This window comes from Grimontia marina (assembly GCF_900060185.1).
GTDB classification, from domain to species: domain Bacteria; phylum Pseudomonadota; class Gammaproteobacteria; order Enterobacterales; family Vibrionaceae; genus Enterovibrio; species Enterovibrio marinus.
In genome coordinates, this window is sequence record NZ_FIZY01000018.1 from 1 (window position 1) to 16,598 (window position 16,598).

A 16,598-nucleotide genomic window follows, 5' to 3' on the forward strand; every position below is an offset into this window, starting at 1 on the left:
GGGGACACCGTATTGAGCTCGGTGAGGTAGAAACTGCCCTGAACAGCCTGAGCGCTATTCACCGTGCTGTCGCCGTCGTGCTCTCTCCTGCCGGACAGCCTGCCTCACTCGCTGCTGCCCTGTTGGTTGACCATACAGATGATACTGACACCGAGCAGTTCAAGGCGGATGTCACTGACCAACTCCGTGCCCTGCTGCCCGACTATATGGTTCCTTCTACCCTCGCGCTGGTTGATGAAATTCCACTCAGTGCCAACGGTAAAGTTGACCGGAAAACGCTCTCCAGTCTGCTAAACCGACAAACAGAAAACAGTTATGAAGCACCACGTGATTCGATAGAAGAACAAATTGCAGAAATCTGGGCCTCAGAGTTGGGTGTCGATCAGATATCACGAAACGATAACTTCTTCATGATTGGCGGCGATAGTTTAGCCGCAACCAGGATCGTTCAGGCGATGCAGCAACAGCGAATAAGCCCAACGGGAGTAACGTTATCAATGCTCTTTACAGCACCAAGCGTTGCGGAATTTGCAATGCCGATAAAAGCACAGTGGCAGGCTCTCTCTGAGGGAGACAAGGAAGATACTGAAATTTTTGAAGAGGGTTCGCTATGAACAAACCAATGACTGATATGACCGCTTTTGAGCTCGTTGAAAGTTTGCAGAACCGCGGCGTCCAGCTTTGGGTAGAAGACAACAATTTAAGATTTAAGGCGCCAAAAGGCGTCCTTACCTCAGAACTCAAGTCTCTGCTTTCGTTTAAAAAACCTGATGTTATTGATTTACTTAACCAAGCCTCTGAGGAGACTGTGTTAACAACCCATCCAGAAGATAGGTTTGAACCTTTCCCACTCACCGACTTGCAGTTGGCTTACATAGTAGGTCGAAGAGACAACTACGAATTGGGAGGTGTTGGGTGCCACTCTTACATCGAGCTGGAAATGCCGAGGCTGGATCACGCCAGGCTAGAGAAAGCTTGGCACAAGCTCATCATGCGACATGACATGCTAAGAGCTGTCATTGACACTAACGGCCAACAGCAGGTGTTGAAGAACTATACACTGCCTTCTATATCATGTGATGACACCAAAGGTCAGCCTGAAGAAGTGTTCAGAGATTCGGTCACCAAGTCACGGGAAGAAATGGCTTATCGTCGTTATGATTCGACGTGCTGGCCACTTTATGAGTTGCGCCTGACCCAACATGACAGCAGCGCAATTCTTCATCACTCTACTGATCTACTGATCGCGGACTTTGCCAGCATTCAGCTGCTTTTGGCTGAACTTGGGGATATGTATCTGCATCCTGAAAAGGAACATGAACCACTCCAAGCCTCATTCCGTGATGTCGTTCTCTATCAACAACACAGTAAGCTTCATCAAGAAGATGATTCAAAATACCAGCTAGACAAAAACTATTGGCAGAAACGCATTCGCTCCCTCCCCGGCGCCCCGGAATTACCCGTTAATCCAAACTTGCAACCAGATCATTTGGCAACGGGTGCAGCACCCAGTTTCAAAAGGCTGTCTTTCGAATTGCCTGAAGTTCAGTGGAAGATGTTTAGTCAAATTGCTAAAACTCATCAAATTACCCCTTCCAGCGCAGTGATGAATGCGTTCGCTGAAGTGCTTCAGCGCTGGTCGAGAAATGATGACTTTTGTATCAACCTGACACTACTGAACCGAAAAGCCCCCCACCCCGATGTAAACCGAATTGTCGGCGACTTTATTGCAGTCAATGTATTGGAGGTTAATGGATTAAGAGGTGAAAACTTTAAAGACAGATCCGCGGCGCTCCAGCATCAGCTTTGGCAAGACCTAGAGCATGATGCATACACAGGTGTAGAGGTCCTTAGGGACATCACCAAAGAAAGAAAAAGTAACACACTGATCCCAGTGGTTTACACGAGCACAGTTGGTGTCGGGAGTGAATCACTCCCACAAAACGACTTTATGCATAACGCTAAATTGAACTTCGGTATTACACAGACGCCACAAGTCTGGCTGGACTGCCAAGTGACAGAGCGACGTGGCTTATTGTTTGTTGATTGGGACATACGAAGCGGCGTATTCCTTCCGGGAGCCATCGAACAAGCCTTTGATGCATTCAAAACACTGCTCGCGACATTAGCAACGTCAGAGTCTCACTGGGGCAGCCACAAGCCCGTCAGTCTGCACCCTGAGAGTAAAAAGCTGCGCGAGCAACTTAATACTGAAAAAGACACTTCTTTGCCTTCAGGCTATTTGCATGAGTCATTCTGTCAGCATGTTATCGCAGCTCCTAATGAAATCGCACTTGTGCATGATACACAAACGCCCGCGAACTATACCTACCGTGAGCTTGCAGAGTGGTCTTTGTCCATTGCAGATACATTAATCGACAGAGGTCTGCTTTCCGGAGAACCCGTCGCCATATTTATGGACAAAGGACCCAAACAAATTGCTGCGGTGCTTGGTGTACTGCTGGCGGGTGGCGCTTATGTTCCGATAGACGTAATTCAGCCAGAGAAAAGGCGCAATACCATTCTCGAAGATGCCCGTATACGCCTCGTACTCACCTCTTCAGATACATCGGAGGTAGAATGGCCAAGTGATGTTAATGCCCTCTTTGTTTCCGAATCGCCATTGCTTGAGAGTCAGAGTGAACGATTGGAAGACCGTCTTTCAGAGATCATTAAACAAGGCCAACAGGCCAATACTCACGAACAACTCGCCTACATACTGTACACATCAGGCACGACTGGTCGTCCCAAAGGCGTAATGCTGACACACGAAGGGGTGAGCAATACGATTGCCGGTTTTAACAGAGAGTTCGGTATCACCGCTAGCGATAGAACACTGGCCTTGGTTAATTTCAGTTTTGACCTCTCTGTATTGGATATATTCTGCACGTTCAGTGCAGGTGCTACCCTCGTCATTCCGGGGAATGGCTGGCGCAATAATCCTGAAGTTTGGGCAAGAACAGTGCAGAACCAGAAAGTGACGATCTGGAACTCTGTGCCGGCACATATGCAGATGCTCATGGCATGGCACGAAAACAATAGCTCAGTCAGTCTATCGACCCTGAGGCTGGCATTTATCTCTGGTGATTGGATTCCTGTCACGTTGCCGCCGAAAATTCTCGCTGCGCTACCAAACCTGAACCTGAACAGTTTGGGCGGGCCTACTGAAATTTCCGTCACCTGTATTTCAAACCGTATTATGGATGTTCCTGACGGAGCAACCAGCATTCCCTATGGTCTTCCTCTCAGTAATCACAGACTTTATGTCCAGAACACTCGCTTTGAGGACTGCCCTGACTGGGTACCGGGAGAAATGTTAGTTGGTGGTCCAGGCGTTGCAAAAGGATTCATTAACGACCCTACAAGAACTGAAGAGCGCTTCATTATTCATCCGGAGACTGGCGAACGAATGTATCGAACGGGCGATATATGTCGCTATCGACCAGATGGGGTCATCGAGATCCTGGGGCGTCAGGACAATCAAATCAAAATACGAGGTCATCGTATCGAACTAGGTGAGGTTGAAGCAGCACTCAGTGAACTTAGTTATATCAAACAAGGCGTCGCTCTAGTAAAACCAGAACCATTGGAGTTGGTCTGCGCCATTGTGCTAGATGACTCTGAATCAGAAGAAACGAATGGAGAAAGTTCCAACCTGCTTCAACGCGTTCAAGAAGAACTTTCTTCTTTACTGCCGGGCTACATGATCCCATCACAGGTCTTGGTATTGGATTCCATCCCACTTAGTAGTAATGGAAAGGTAGATAGAAATACACTCAAAGAGCACTTCTCTGCGTTGCCAACGAATTCCAACATCGAGGAATTGCCATTAGAAACACCTTTGGAGCTCAAACTCGCCGACATTTGGAAAGCACTGCTCAAGGTAGAGCACGTACAAAGAACTGATGACTTTTTCCTTAAAGGAGGTTCTAGTCTCTCCGCTGTAGAGTTGCTAAATCGACTTTCCGAGGCAGGCTTTATCGTTAACATTGATATGATTTTTAACAACGCTGTTTTTGACAAAATGGTAGGCGTATTAGAAGCATCAGAAGATGCAGAAGAAGCCTTCCGTCAATCTATCGATCTAGACCAGTTGTGTGCAGAGGCCTTCAGAAATCTACCGCAGGCGTTGCCTTTAAGCACTCCAACAGGAAAGCCGCAAAACCTATTTATGACGGGTGCCACAGGTTATTTGGGTGTCTACATACTCAAAGCACTACTCGACAAGACCGAGGATACACTCTATTGCCTTGTACGCTGCCAAGACGAAGCAACCGGTTATGAGCGCATCCGGAAAGTTATTGCTGACCAAGGATTAGACTGGGAGCTCGATACCCAAAGAATTAAAATCATTCCAGGAGATCTCACCTTAGATCACTATGGCATCAGCGATTCTGACTACGACTTCCTGGCACAAACCATAGACAAGGTCGTGCATATTGCCGCGCTAATCAGCCTTATCGCACCACTGTCTGACCTTTACCCAATCAACGTTAAAGGGTCTGCCAATGCTATTGAATTAGCAACTACCGGGAAGATAAAGCCTATCCACTATATGTCTACAATTGGCGTCCATTATCGACTTCCGTATGAAGAAAATGAACCGCCAGTGCTAGAGTCAGTGGCTCCTGATGGCCCTTGGCATAAGCCAGAACTTACTTACGAACACACCAAGTACATGGCGGAGCAAATCTTCTACCGTGCCAGGGAAAAAGGTGTTCCTGTTAACATTTACCGATCCGGTGCTATTACCTGGGATAACACATTAGAAAAACCCTTCATCAATGATGATGCGTTCGTCAAATTCTTCCGCACATGTTTAAGCGTCGGCGCTTATCCAGAGTCACGCATTTTGATTAGTACGACACCCGTTAACATTGTCGCTGACTCGATTGCAGAAATAAGCAAGATGGATGTTGAGGAAAATGGAAAGAACTTCCATGTAGTTTCACGTCAAAGCCATACAGGTGAGCAAATATATCGCTGGCTTAATGAACTTGGATGTAATTTCAAGTCGGTTGATTTTGCAACATGGGATCAGCAACTTGCGGATAGTTTCGGCCGTGGTTTCATCAATCGCTATTTCAAACATGGTATGGAACAAGGCGGACACCACCAATATCGTATCGATAATACTGAATCCGCATTAGCCCTCGTAGATAAGGCACCTCACATCATCAGTCAGGAATACTTTAAACCGCTCGTTGCTCATTACCAAGAGACGATCAAGCGCGTATTCGCACAGCCTTATAATACCGTGCACTCCGCATCAGAAGAGGAGGCGTAATTTTGGAATACACAGCTCAACCTCGAAGAATGCAAAGTGTAAAAAGCAATAAGCCATCCTCATGGTTCAGGGTACTGAAAACACACCCAAACATCAGGAGGCGTATCTTTTGCTTCCCCCATGCCGGAGGTGCTGCCAGCTATTTTAAACAATGGCCCGAGGCTGTTCCCGAAGATACCGAGTTCGTTGTTGTTCAATACCCCGGCAGGGAAGAAAGGCTGAATCACCCATGTATAAACAACATGGAAGATATGGTACGGGCGCTTTTCGACCAACTGACCGGAAACCCACACTTATTGCAAATTCCATTTGTGATATTTGGCCATAGCATGGGCGCTTCGATTGGGTATGAACTGATCCTTGAGCTGCAAAAGGCAGGTCTAAGGCTTCCTGTTGCTCTTGTTGCTTCAGCAACAGACGCCCCCGGCTACGCAAACCCGACCCAATTTCATATCAGTTCAGATAGCGAGCTCGTAGAAGAGATCGTCAGGTTAAGCCCCTCACTTTCATTCTTAAAAGAACATGAGGAGCTATTGGAAATGGTGCTACCAGCTTTAAGAGCTGACTATCAATTGATCGAGACCTACGGCAAGAGAAACGAGCCACGCCCTCCCTTGCCGATCCCTATCAAAAAACTCATTGGGGATAACGACTCTGAGCTAAGTAGAGATGATGCATTGCTCTGGAAGAACCAAACCTCTGCCAATTTCTCCTTGCAGTCTTTTCCAGGGGGGCATTTTTATCTTGCTGATCACTATGAAGCGGTTATTCGTGTCTTCATGGAAAGTTATAAAGATAGTTCGACGTTAAGTCCCTCCCTTTCCTTCCAGCTGCCTTGACCCATTCAGTGAAAACGCCCCGCACTTTTGCGGGGCATCCAATCCCGATTCGGGTAGTAAGAGCAATACCTAACATCTAACATCGTTTTCCTATCTAACCAAATCACATCAGATACCAAATTTCAGTGGGTCACCAACCACTATTGAAAGGACAACTTCGCCCAAGTTAGCACCATTTTAAATCTGTTTGATATGAAACCTGAACGTGAATGGAAGCCAAAAATGAACAGCCAGTTAGTCAAGAAGATCCTGTTGAAACCAATTATTGAAGCGCCATTTGACGCCAAATCTGTCACTTCAATGTTAGTTTTAGCAACGCTGATATTAAGTCCTGGCATAAGTGCAAATGATGCTTTCCCAGTTACGGTGACGGATGATCGGGGTAAGCCTGTAACAGTATCAACGTCACCTTCTTCCGTCGCGTCTGTTTCAGCCTTTGGTGCAGACACGCTTAAAGCACTGGGCCAGAATGCAACGGGGATTTCGACACTTCAACATCGTAAATCTGTTTTCCTTGGCGAGCAGGTTCACACCGCCGTTGATCTCGGAGAAGTCCATGAGCCGGATATGGAGAGGTTAACCCAACTGAAGCCCGACCTTATTGTGGGCTTACAACAGTATGCGGAACCCTTTTCAGGGCAGTTTGAGAAAATAGCCCCTTTGCTAACCTTTGATCTGGTGACATTGGAAGACTCAAATCGATCGATTAGTGCCTTGGCCGATGCGGTAGGAAAACACAAGCAAGGTATTGATATTAATGATGAGTTCGATAGAAAGCTCAATGAATATCGCGCCCAAGCTCCAGGTGGGGTCAGTGTTGTTTTTCTCTGGCATTGGGCAGATACCATTTATGTGTTTTACGACCACCATATCGCCACTCATATTATGACATCCCTCAAGGCCGAGTATTCGATGGGGCCCTCTCCGACGCCTGAGCTTAAAAAACCTGACGCTACCGTTCTCTCAATGGAGCAGCTACTTACTCTCAACCCAGATGTGATCATCTCATTCACAGGTGACGATAAGCCCGTCAGTTTTCACCCCGTTTGGAAGAGACTTAAAGCAGTGAAAACCTCCAGAGCGTACCGCGTTAGTGACCAATATGTAATGACTCATGGCCCAATAGCTCGAGATATGGTCCTCAGAGAGCTTGCTCATCTTTTTTACCCAGAAACGTTCCGCGAACCCATTGATATCCCAGCAGAAGCAAGAGCAAAACCGTTGGTTATATCTGAAGGATAAGCGACTGAATGATTTCCCCTACATCTTCGGCTCCACCGGTGGCTTTAAAGGCACATGAAGGGGCATGGCGTTTTGTGATCATTCTTATTTCCTGCGCCTTGCTGTTGCTCGTTTCTGGTTCGTTATCCTTAATGACCGGAGAAACATCCTTTTCAGCCACTCAAGTGATCAAGGCTTTGATTCAGCCCTCTGATTCATTGGCATCATTTTTAGTATTGGAACTCAGATTGCCCCGGTTCATCATTGCTGTATTGGTTGGCGCAACACTTGGGATGGCGGGGACTATTGTTCAGTCCATAACCCGTAACCCTCTGGGTTCCCCGGACTTGATGGGCGTGAGTGCGGGTGCATCATTTGCGATTGTTGTTTGTATGGCTTGGTCGGCACTAACCCCTCTGCTACTGCTATTGACTGGTACCTTAGGTGGCTTTGTTGCCGGACTGACCACATTTCTTATCGCTTGGAGAACGAAGCTAAGTCCACTTCATCTAACGCTATCAGGTATGTGTGTAGCGCTATTTTTTAATGCCGCTATTGTCGTCGTTTTGATTACCGCTAAGGCTGATGCTAACGGGATTTACTTCTGGCTAACTGGCAGCTTGATGGACCGAACCTGGCAACATGCGGGTCTACTTGTCCCCTTTTCGATAGCAGGTTTGGTTATGGGAGTCACTTTCTCTCGGCCACTTAACCTACTTATGCTCGATGACGTGACTTGTCATTCTTTAGGCTTTCCTGCCCATCTGTGGAGATTGCTGCTTGGCCTCATTGCCGTCGTACTGACCGCAGCCACAGTCTCTGTTGCTGGACCTATTTCTTTCGTGGGTCTTATCGCGCCACATCTCACACGATTAATGCTTCAGAACAAAAGTCAGGCTCAGTGTCTTGACCACAGACAAAGTCTGCCCGTTTCTGCAATGTTAGGAGCGACATTGGTTGGAGTGGCTGACACCATTGCCAAACTACAAAACGTGCCAGTCGGCATCTTGTGTGTCTTAGTTGGCGGCCCTTTGTTTGTTTACCTCATTAAGAAAAAAGCGGAATAAAGCATGACAACAGTTGCTTCAGAAGGAACCGACTCTTTGCCTGGAGGGAGGCATAAAAAGTCAGATAATTACCGACTAACTCTCCTTATGCTATGGTTCGTTGCCCTTGCTTTGGCGGTACTGTCTCTTATGTCGGGCTCTATTCATCTTTCACCGACTGAGGTCCTGCAGGCCTTTTTTCCTAATACAACGCATACCACCGCTTATGAAGTGATATGGAACCTTCGCCTCCCCCGAACATTACTTGCACTCTTGGTTGGGCTTCAGTTCGCCATTGCTGGTCTTATCCTTCAATGCGTGACGAGAAATCCGCTGGCAGATCCCAGCATCATAGGCATTTCAAGCGGCTCTAGCTTGGCTATCGTTACCGTCTTACTCTTGGTTGATTATGTCAACGCTATGTTTCTCTTCAACACCCCAGTGAAGATATCCCTTGAATGGCTGCCATTCGCAGCATTTATCGGAGGAGCCATATCGACACTCTTTGTTGTATTGCTGTCTATCAAATCAAACCTTCGCCCTGTCACCCTGACATTAAACGGCTTCGCGGTTGGTGCAATGACTAATGCTATTGTCATGTGGCTGGTGATTGTATGGGGAGGTGGTAGAACAGAAACGACTGTGCTTTGGCTGGCAGGAAGCCTGTATGCCAGGGATTTTTCACACATCATGCTGGTGTTGCCCTGGACACTTCTGGGCTTGTTACTACTCCCTCTTTTGAAGTCACCAATGTCCTTGCTTCGTTTTAATGAACAGCAAGCAAAGGCATTGGGCATGAACGTTATGGCTTGGAGGATCGCTTGTATCGCTGTCGCCGTCATTTTTGCTGCTAGCGCAATTTCAGTCAGCGGTCCTATTGGCTTTCTAGGATTAATTGTGCCGCATATTTCCAGATTGCTGGTTGGTGGCGACATCAAGAGGCAGTTTTGGGTCTGTGCCCTTGTTGGTGCCAGTCTGACATTAGCAGCCGACTTAGTTGCCCGTACTATTGTTAGCCCAATTGAACTGCCAGCAGGCGCCATTACTACCTTACTGGGCATACCTGTATTACTTTTTCTTCTACAAAAGCAAGTTAGGCACCAATCATGACACTATTCGCTGATCACCTTACTCTTAGCTATCAGTCGAACACTATCGTACCCGATGTATCTTTAGCGATTAACCATGACGAAATAACCTGCATCGTGGGTGCAAATGGGTGCGGAAAATCGACATTACTCAAAGCGCTAGCAGGCATACTCAGGCCTTCTCGTGGCGAGGTAAGGCTCAATGAAACCTCCTTATCAAGATGGTCCAGAAAAGCATTGGCTAAAGAACTCGCTTTTCTACCGCAAGACCCTATAGCACCCGAAGGCATTTCAGTTTTTCAACTCGTTTCACATGGCCGATTCGCACACCAAGGGTTGCTGGGCAAAGTGTCAGAAAAGGACATAGAAGCGGTAGAGATGGCTTTGAAGCAAACAGGTATGACTGCTTACAGAGATAGGCCATTTAATAGCCTTTCAGGTGGAGAAAGACAGCGCGGTTGGATTGCGCTATGTATTGCTCAACAGGCAAAGATACTGATCTTGGATGAGCCCACAACTTACCTCGATATAGGTCATCAGTACGAAGTACTTTCACTGTTAAAAAAGATAAACCGCCAACACAAGACCACTATCATCATGGTGCTTCATGATATCAATCAGGCAAGTCAGTTCTCGGATCGTATTGTCACTATGCAAGATGGAAAAGTGATCGCTGACGACTCGCCAATTAACACCATCAATGAAGAGATGATGAACAGAGTATTTGGCGTCAAGGTGGAAATGCAAATGCATCGGGATGGAGAAAAAATCTATCCTGTGGCCATACCACTTTGCGCTGGTCAATAGACACAAACGTTCTCACCAGCGCGCTGATGGTAAAGACGCTCGGATTCGGGTAACAGCAATCCTTATCGGGTAGCAGCAAACCTCCGCTCACTGCAGACTAGATGAATAATGAGAATGATTCCCATAACCATCTAGTCTTTGACAAGGAGTATCAAGTCATGCCGCTCACCCCCTTCAGCCCGCATTTAGATAACAAACACCAGAAAAACACGAGCTTGCTTTCAAAAAAAAAGGCTATTCAAAAATCATCAATTTTGAAGAAGAGCTTACCTATTGCCTGCCTGGTTATGTTACCAATAAGTCATAGTAGTATTGCTGCTGAGCAAGATGCACTGGAAGTCATTACCGTCACTGCTGACAAACGCAGCGCAAACAAAATGGATGTTCCCTCTAGCTTATCTGTTCAAACTGACCAAGACCTCAAGGACGCACAAATCACTTCGATTCAAGAACTCGGTCAGCATATTCCAAACCTACATATTTTCACCTGGGGAGGAAGCCGAGAAAGCAATATCTTCATTCGCGGGATTGGTCCAGGGCTATTCACTGACCCAACTGTTGGTTTTTACGTCGACGGCGTGAACTATACGAACAACGGGATGTTCGATCTCGACCTCATTGATATCGAACGAATTGAGGTTTTGCGGGGACCTCAAGGTACCTTGTATGGTGGTAATTCCCTCGCAGGTATCATCAATGTCGTCACCAATAAACCTGACAATTTCACCGAAGGGAGAGTTTCATTTTCTGCCGACAGCCTGAATGAGAGAAAACTGAACGCTACGGTTTACACACCCATTATCGAAGACGAACTTTTTGCAGGACTCAGCTTAGCCGGCATCCAGAGTGATGGACATATTGAAAATGTTTTTGATGGCTCAGATTACGGAAAAAAAGATGATCTATTCGCCAGAACATCACTTCGATGGATTCCATCAGATTCATTAGAAGCTAATTTCGTTATTGACTATCAGCGCCTCAGAGATGACTCCTACGCACTTGGTCTGGCCGAGTTCATCAAGAACAACCCAGAGAAAATCAATAATGATTTTAAAGGTATAGATAATCGAGATTCTGTCGGTATTTCACTGGCGGTGACAAAGAACTTTGATGCTTTCGATTTCACGTCCATCACAGGGTGGAGAGATTGGGAGAATAAAAGTTCTGCAGATCAGGACGCGAATTCCAACCCGCTTTATGTCTTTCACTCAAAATCAGATGAAAAGCAAAAGCAGCTATCTCAGGAGCTTCGTTGGAATTCCACGACCAGTACTGAGCTCAAGTGGCTTGGTGGGCTCTACGCCTACACCAGTGAATATCGAGTGATCGGAAAAAACAATGTCGACTACACGGCCTTTGGCTATGGCGGCCCATACGTTGACATGTCTAACGTTAAAAAAGATAACTCTGGTTACGCTGCTTTTGGTCAACTTGACTACAACATCACGCCAAATATTACTCTGACAGCCGGATTGCGTCTAGATAGAGAAAAGCGTAAAGCAAACATCAACTCCAATAATCAAAGCACCACCAGTGTGGTAGTGAATGGCACAAAAGACTTCGATGTTTGGTTACCAAAAGCTGGAGCGTCTTACAGCTTTACTGACGGTTCGTTGCTTTATACATCAGTGAGCCGTGGGTACCGAGCTGGCGGTTTTGACCATCTTTATCCAAGCCAGGAAGACCCTGTTTATGATGAAGAAACGAGCACTAACTATGAGATTGGCTTCAAAACTACCCAGCTAGACAACAAGCTCGATCTCTCTGCAGCCATCTTCCTTATCGATATAAAGGATCAGCAGGTCCAGCAGCTTATTCAAAGTACTAATCAGGTACTCACAGACAATGCAGGCCGAGGCAGAAGTCAAGGTATCGAAATAGAAGCTCGATACATTCCCGCGAACAATTGGTTTATCGAACTGGGTGGAAGCTTCACTAATGCCGAGTACAAAAAGTATGAAAATTGTGACCTTCTGGGGTCGGCAGGCAATTGTGACGGTAAAAAGATGGTGAACACCCCAAATGTTACGGCAAACCTTGCAGTTCAATACAAGAAGCCGTTAACACATAGCCTAGATTTGTTTACTCGCGTCGACGCTATGCACATTGGCAAATACTACTTCAACAGCTTAAACACCCTAAAACAAGATCCTTACCAGTTAATCAATGCCAAATTGGGTATTGAAGCCTCTTCGTGGGATGCCTATTTCTGGGTAAAAAATGCCTTGGACGAAAATTACTCCACCGTGGAGTACGATTTTGGCACTGGCCCAACAGCAGAAGCGGCTGACCCAAGAAGCTTTGGCATGACCCTCACCGCTTATTACTGATTCATTTAAATGAGCCCGTCACCACTGAGTGGCGGGCGCTCGTTAATTCTAAATACCTGACAACAATACTTTCGCAAGGAGCTCAATAGACATGGACTTCAATCAGCAAAAACGCGATGTTTTAATTTTGGGAGGTATGGGACAGGTCGGTCAGCAGGTCATGCAATACCTGCTCGACAACACATCCCAAAAAATTGTTGTTGCATCCCGCTCGGCCTCTCTATCAAACACCCAAACCAGTCACTTGGCGCAAAGAGTCTCGACAAAGCGTATCGATGTGTTTGATGAGCAGTCACTGAAGTCGCACTGTCAGGATTATGCACTGGTTATCTCTTGTGTCGGCCCTTCTGGCATTGTCGGAGATCGTGTTGCAAAAGCTTGTAAAGCATCAAACACGGCATTTATTGATGCAGGTGGCTATGACCCGGTATTCAAAAGCCTCAGAGAGGACGAATTTCTCACTCCTTCAAACGTCCCGCTCGTCATCAACGTAGGGCTATTACCCGGACTATCCGGTCTTTTTCCTAAATACATCCTAGAGCAGATTCGCTCAGTAGCCGATATTGATGAGATTGAACTTCAGTATGTTGGTCGTGATGCGTGGTCGTTTAATTCAGCATGGGACATCATCCATAGTCTTGGTGGCTTTGGCCATGACCGAGGTTTTGCATACCTCCAAAATGATGAAATTTTAAGGGCACCATTCCGTCAGGCCCGAAGTGCCGTCACATTCCCAAACATCGACGAAGAAATCGGAACCATGCTTGTTTACTCGGAAGAAGCGTTGGAACTTGCAAAAGAATTCAATATCTCGCACCTTCGCGCGTTTGGAACGAATATCGGCCCAAGGGCAATGAAAGCCTGTATTTTCGCCAAGATCTTGGGGCTGTATAAGTTCCGTTCAACAACTAATTTGGCCGCAAAACTCCTTGAAAAAAGTGCCAGAAAAGACCTGGAGTCACTCTCGCCCTTCTATGGTATTCAAGTGAGTTTACTCAATAAAAAACAGTTGCAATCTCAAGCACAACTAACGCTAACAAACACCTATCAAGCGACAGGCAAAATGATAGGTATTGCCGCAAGATGTGTATTAGAAGGCCACTGCTCAAAAACAGGGGTGCTAATGCTACATCAGGCGATTGCACCATCAATATTTATGCCCTACCTGGAAGAAGAAAATATTGCCGAATGGGGATTCAACATAGCGAACTATGATCAGCGCGTTAAGGAGAAAATCGCATGACGTCATCAGCAGATAAAAAAAGAGTGATTGTGCTGGGTGGTAAAGGGGAAACGGGTTACCGCATCATTCATTTTCTTCGTTCAATGAATACTTCCTGGGAGGTTGTTGGAACATCCCGTCACGCTGCTAATTTGTCGTCTGACAATACCCCTTTACTCCCTTTCGATTTGGCCTCCCCAAAAGAAGCCATCAAAACGCTATCAACATTTGATTTGGCAATTATCGCGATTGGCCCCATGGAAAAGGTTAGAGAAAAGGCCCATCAGCTCTGCCTTGATGCCGGAATTGACTGTATTGACATCAACGACAGCATAACGGCAGCAGACAGTATATTTTCATTGGATCAGAACGCTAAAGACCAAAATCGCCTTATCCTGACAGGAATGGGGTTTATGCCAGGGCTTTCAAGCTTGATGCTGGCTAGACTTGCAGAAGAAGAGCGCTCTTCACAGAAATATTATTCGATCCGCGCTTACATGGGAGCCGCATATGGTGGTGGAAAGGCAAGTCCACATGCCATCCTCTCTAGTTTCGAACCCTATGTATCTTGGATAAAAAATGGTAAAAGGCAAAAGTTGAAAACACCATGGAAAGATGGCAAACAACTATTTACCTTTTCTGGCCACACCAAAGCAATCAACCTCATCCCATACTCGGCTGTAGAGAATACCGCTATCGTCTCTGAGCAGAGTAATATCTCGGACAAGATAGAAAGTCTCGATAGTCGTTACAACATTCAATATCTGCACCAAGGTTTTGCAAGATTTTTGGCCGCTATCGCACCAAGCGAAAAGCGTAAAAACCAGCTCGCTGACATGTTTTACAAAAGCGGGCAATCCATGAAAGAAAAGCGGGACGCTGACCCTGATACCATACTTTGGTGCTACCCTGATGATTCTCCAGAAAAAGGACTCTTACTTCATGGGATGATCTCTTCCTATGATCTAACAGCACTTGTCGCTGCGTGCTGCGCGGAACTGTATCTTAACAATCAGTTTTCTAACACCCGTGGCGTTTTGAGTGTTGAAAGCCTGTCGAAGGCCCATAGGTATGCTTTGATAGAAGGACTCAGTGTACAAGGCGTCCACTTTAAAGAAGCGGACTTAGAGCAGTTAAAAGAAGCTGGGCTTTATTTTGGCTGGGTGGAGTGTCCGCAAAAATACGCCCAGCGAATGAAACACTATTCACGCAACTGGTATACCGCACCCAAACAACATCCTCGCATGATTCCTCTGCAAAAGATGTTTCTCTTGGAGTCGGATATTTGGGGAGCTCTTCGAAAAGAGTTTAACCCATTATCTTTTGCAGGTTTCATCGTTAAAACACTTTCTAGGTGGCGCCAACATCAAAAGATGCTGAGCGAATACTCGTCAAGCGTCGCATTGCCTCCACCTGATATTTGGGCAAAAGCGGTAAAAGATATCAGTATGTTTACATCTGGTTATTCATGCGCCAGAGACGCATTAGGGCAGGACAAAGCCTATCAGATGTATCGTAAAATGTTTCTTGAAACTGGAAAAATGGAGATGCGGTGGCTCTGGCCAGATGCGCAACAGTTTACGCTTTTGGAATCCCCTCATCACGGAGCAGTTCAATATTGGCTTGCATACCTGAAAAGTTATGCGGACCTCAATATCATTACCCTATCATCTGAAGTGGACGAAATTGGAAATACGTTTTTTGTCATCAAAGATTGCCTTTATGCAAACCTGTTTAGCTTCCTTGGTTGCCCCGAACTTTCTCATTTAGTCCGTGAGATGGAACGGGAAGCATTCGAATACATACTGCTTTCAAATGGTGGCAGAGTTGAATGGGATGTGTTTGAGCAAGGTAACGTTTCCGCTCTCATATGCCCTTCATCTAGTGAGAACATTGTTAAACATGCTGACCCCGAAGGACAAGAATTTGCAGCGCTTCACTTGTGAAGCGGTTCCGACATCAAAGATAGCGATGGTGTCGACAGACATTTGTTATGACGCCCGCTATTTGCAACGTTTGTCGTCAAGAGGAATACATTTACCTGAAAAAATGCATCACGAAGCAGTTTTAAAAAGAAAATGTGAGTTTTCTGCTGGTCGTTATTGTGCATTCTATGCCCAGAAAAATCTGGGCATAGAAATACCCAGCAAAGTCGGTATAGGCTCTAATAGAGAGCCCGTTTGGCCTTCCGGCATTGCCGGTTCTATTTCACACTGCCAAGGTAAAGCTGTTGCCGTGGCTGCTTATCAGTCCGACTGCAAATATCTCGGAGTAGATATTGAACCTCTCATAAAGCCCCAAACTTGTTCCCAGATATGGGATAGCATCCTTTGCGAAGACGAATTCAAATACCGTTACCACTTTTTAAACGAAGAGTTGTTTCTCACCACTATTTTCTCGGCAAAGGAATCTCTTTACAAAGCAATATTTCCATATATCAATGTGATAGCTTCTTTTGACACCGCGAAATTGACAGGTGTAGACCCTAGTTCTCGAGTTCTCTATCTTTCATTGAGCCGTTCTTTCAACGCCACACTGCAGCATGGATGCACTTTTCCAATCGGTTATCAAATGTTCACAGATAAAGTCATACTCACGTTAGTCCGTTGTAACACGAAGACTATTGGCGTCTAGGGGCTAAGAAGCCAACTTTTCACACAAGTGATAATGATTATCATTTTTTTTAATGTAATATGTACTGAGAATAAAAGCGAATATGCGAATAGAAACAAGCTAGGTCAACTACACAAAGGAAAAG

The 16,598-nt window shown here is 46.0% G+C and carries 11 protein-coding genes; all 11 read left to right on the plus strand.

Going from position 1 to position 16,598, the window contains the following annotated elements:
• The coding region (locus GMA8713_RS10945; protein ID WP_232314415.1) for a phosphopantetheine-binding protein at positions 1 to 614 on the plus strand (614 nt) is incomplete at its 5' end.
• On the plus strand, positions 611 to 5,287 hold the full coding sequence (locus GMA8713_RS10950) for a non-ribosomal peptide synthetase (protein ID WP_062709267.1): 4,677 nt from the start codon (positions 611 to 613) through the stop codon (positions 5,285 to 5,287). The genes GMA8713_RS10945 and GMA8713_RS10950, both read left to right, overlap by 4 nt.
• Before the next feature lie 2 nt (positions 5,288 to 5,289).
• Entirely contained in the window at positions 5,290 to 6,126 is an 837-nt protein-coding gene (locus GMA8713_RS10955; protein WP_198159486.1) for a thioesterase II family protein, read from the plus strand.
• A 192-nt stretch (positions 6,127 to 6,318) separates the two neighbouring features.
• Positions 6,319 to 7,368, plus strand: a complete 1,050-nt coding sequence (locus GMA8713_RS10960; RefSeq protein WP_232314416.1) for an ABC transporter substrate-binding protein — start codon at positions 6,319 to 6,321, stop codon at positions 7,366 to 7,368.
• Between the two features lie 8 nt (positions 7,369 to 7,376).
• Positions 7,377 to 8,414, plus strand: a complete 1,038-nt coding sequence (locus GMA8713_RS10965) for a FecCD family ABC transporter permease (RefSeq protein ID WP_062709270.1) — start codon at positions 7,377 to 7,379, stop codon at positions 8,412 to 8,414.
• A gap of 3 nt (positions 8,415 to 8,417) precedes the next feature.
• Positions 8,418 to 9,503: a FecCD family ABC transporter permease gene (locus GMA8713_RS10970; RefSeq protein WP_062709273.1), complete on the plus strand. Its 1,086-nt coding sequence runs from the start codon at positions 8,418 to 8,420 to the stop codon at positions 9,501 to 9,503.
• On the plus strand, positions 9,500 to 10,288 hold the full coding sequence (locus GMA8713_RS10975; protein ID WP_062709276.1) for an ABC transporter ATP-binding protein: 789 nt from the start codon (positions 9,500 to 9,502) through the stop codon (positions 10,286 to 10,288). Before GMA8713_RS10970 ends, GMA8713_RS10975 begins: the two co-directional genes overlap by 4 nt.
• A gap of 158 nt (positions 10,289 to 10,446) precedes the next feature.
• Complete coding sequence (locus tag GMA8713_RS10980) at positions 10,447 to 12,618, plus strand: TonB-dependent receptor (RefSeq protein ID WP_084387707.1); 2,172 nt, start codon at positions 10,447 to 10,449, stop codon at positions 12,616 to 12,618.
• A 91-nt stretch (positions 12,619 to 12,709) separates the two neighbouring features.
• The gene (locus GMA8713_RS10985; RefSeq protein WP_002541815.1) at positions 12,710 to 13,861 is read left to right on the plus strand and encodes a saccharopine dehydrogenase NADP-binding domain-containing protein; all 1,152 of its coding nucleotides are present in this window, start codon (positions 12,710 to 12,712) and stop codon (positions 13,859 to 13,861) included.
• Entirely contained in the window at positions 13,858 to 15,786 is a 1,929-nt protein-coding gene (locus GMA8713_RS10990; protein WP_062709280.1) for a saccharopine dehydrogenase family protein, read from the plus strand. The genes GMA8713_RS10985 and GMA8713_RS10990 overlap by 4 nt, the downstream gene beginning before the upstream one ends.
• Positions 15,767 to 16,474, plus strand: coding sequence for a 4'-phosphopantetheinyl transferase family protein (locus GMA8713_RS10995; protein WP_232314417.1), 708 nt, complete (start codon positions 15,767 to 15,769; stop codon positions 16,472 to 16,474). Before GMA8713_RS10990 ends, GMA8713_RS10995 begins: the two co-directional genes overlap by 20 nt.
• Positions 16,475 to 16,598 lie beyond the last annotated feature (124 nt).

Bases quoted from the DNA above. Each gene is read 5' to 3' on its own strand.
- GMA8713_RS10970 (WP_062709273.1), top strand. From the start codon at position 8,418: ATGACAACAGTTGCTTCAGAAGGAACCGACTCTTTGCCTGGAGGGAGG.
- GMA8713_RS10975 (WP_062709276.1), top strand. From the start codon at position 9,500: ATGACACTATTCGCTGATCACCTTACTCTTAGCTATCAGTCGAACACT.
- GMA8713_RS10980 (WP_084387707.1), top strand. From the start codon at position 10,447: ATGCCGCTCACCCCCTTCAGCCCGCATTTAGATAACAAACACCAGAAA.
- GMA8713_RS10985 (WP_002541815.1), top strand. From the start codon at position 12,710: ATGGACTTCAATCAGCAAAAACGCGATGTTTTAATTTTGGGAGGTATG.
- GMA8713_RS10965 (WP_062709270.1), top strand. From the start codon at position 7,377: ATGATTTCCCCTACATCTTCGGCTCCACCGGTGGCTTTAAAGGCACAT.
- GMA8713_RS10950 (WP_062709267.1), top strand. From the start codon at position 611: ATGAACAAACCAATGACTGATATGACCGCTTTTGAGCTCGTTGAAAGT.
- GMA8713_RS10990 (WP_062709280.1), top strand. From the start codon at position 13,858: ATGACGTCATCAGCAGATAAAAAAAGAGTGATTGTGCTGGGTGGTAAA.
- GMA8713_RS10960 (WP_232314416.1), top strand. From the start codon at position 6,319: ATGAAACCTGAACGTGAATGGAAGCCAAAAATGAACAGCCAGTTAGTC.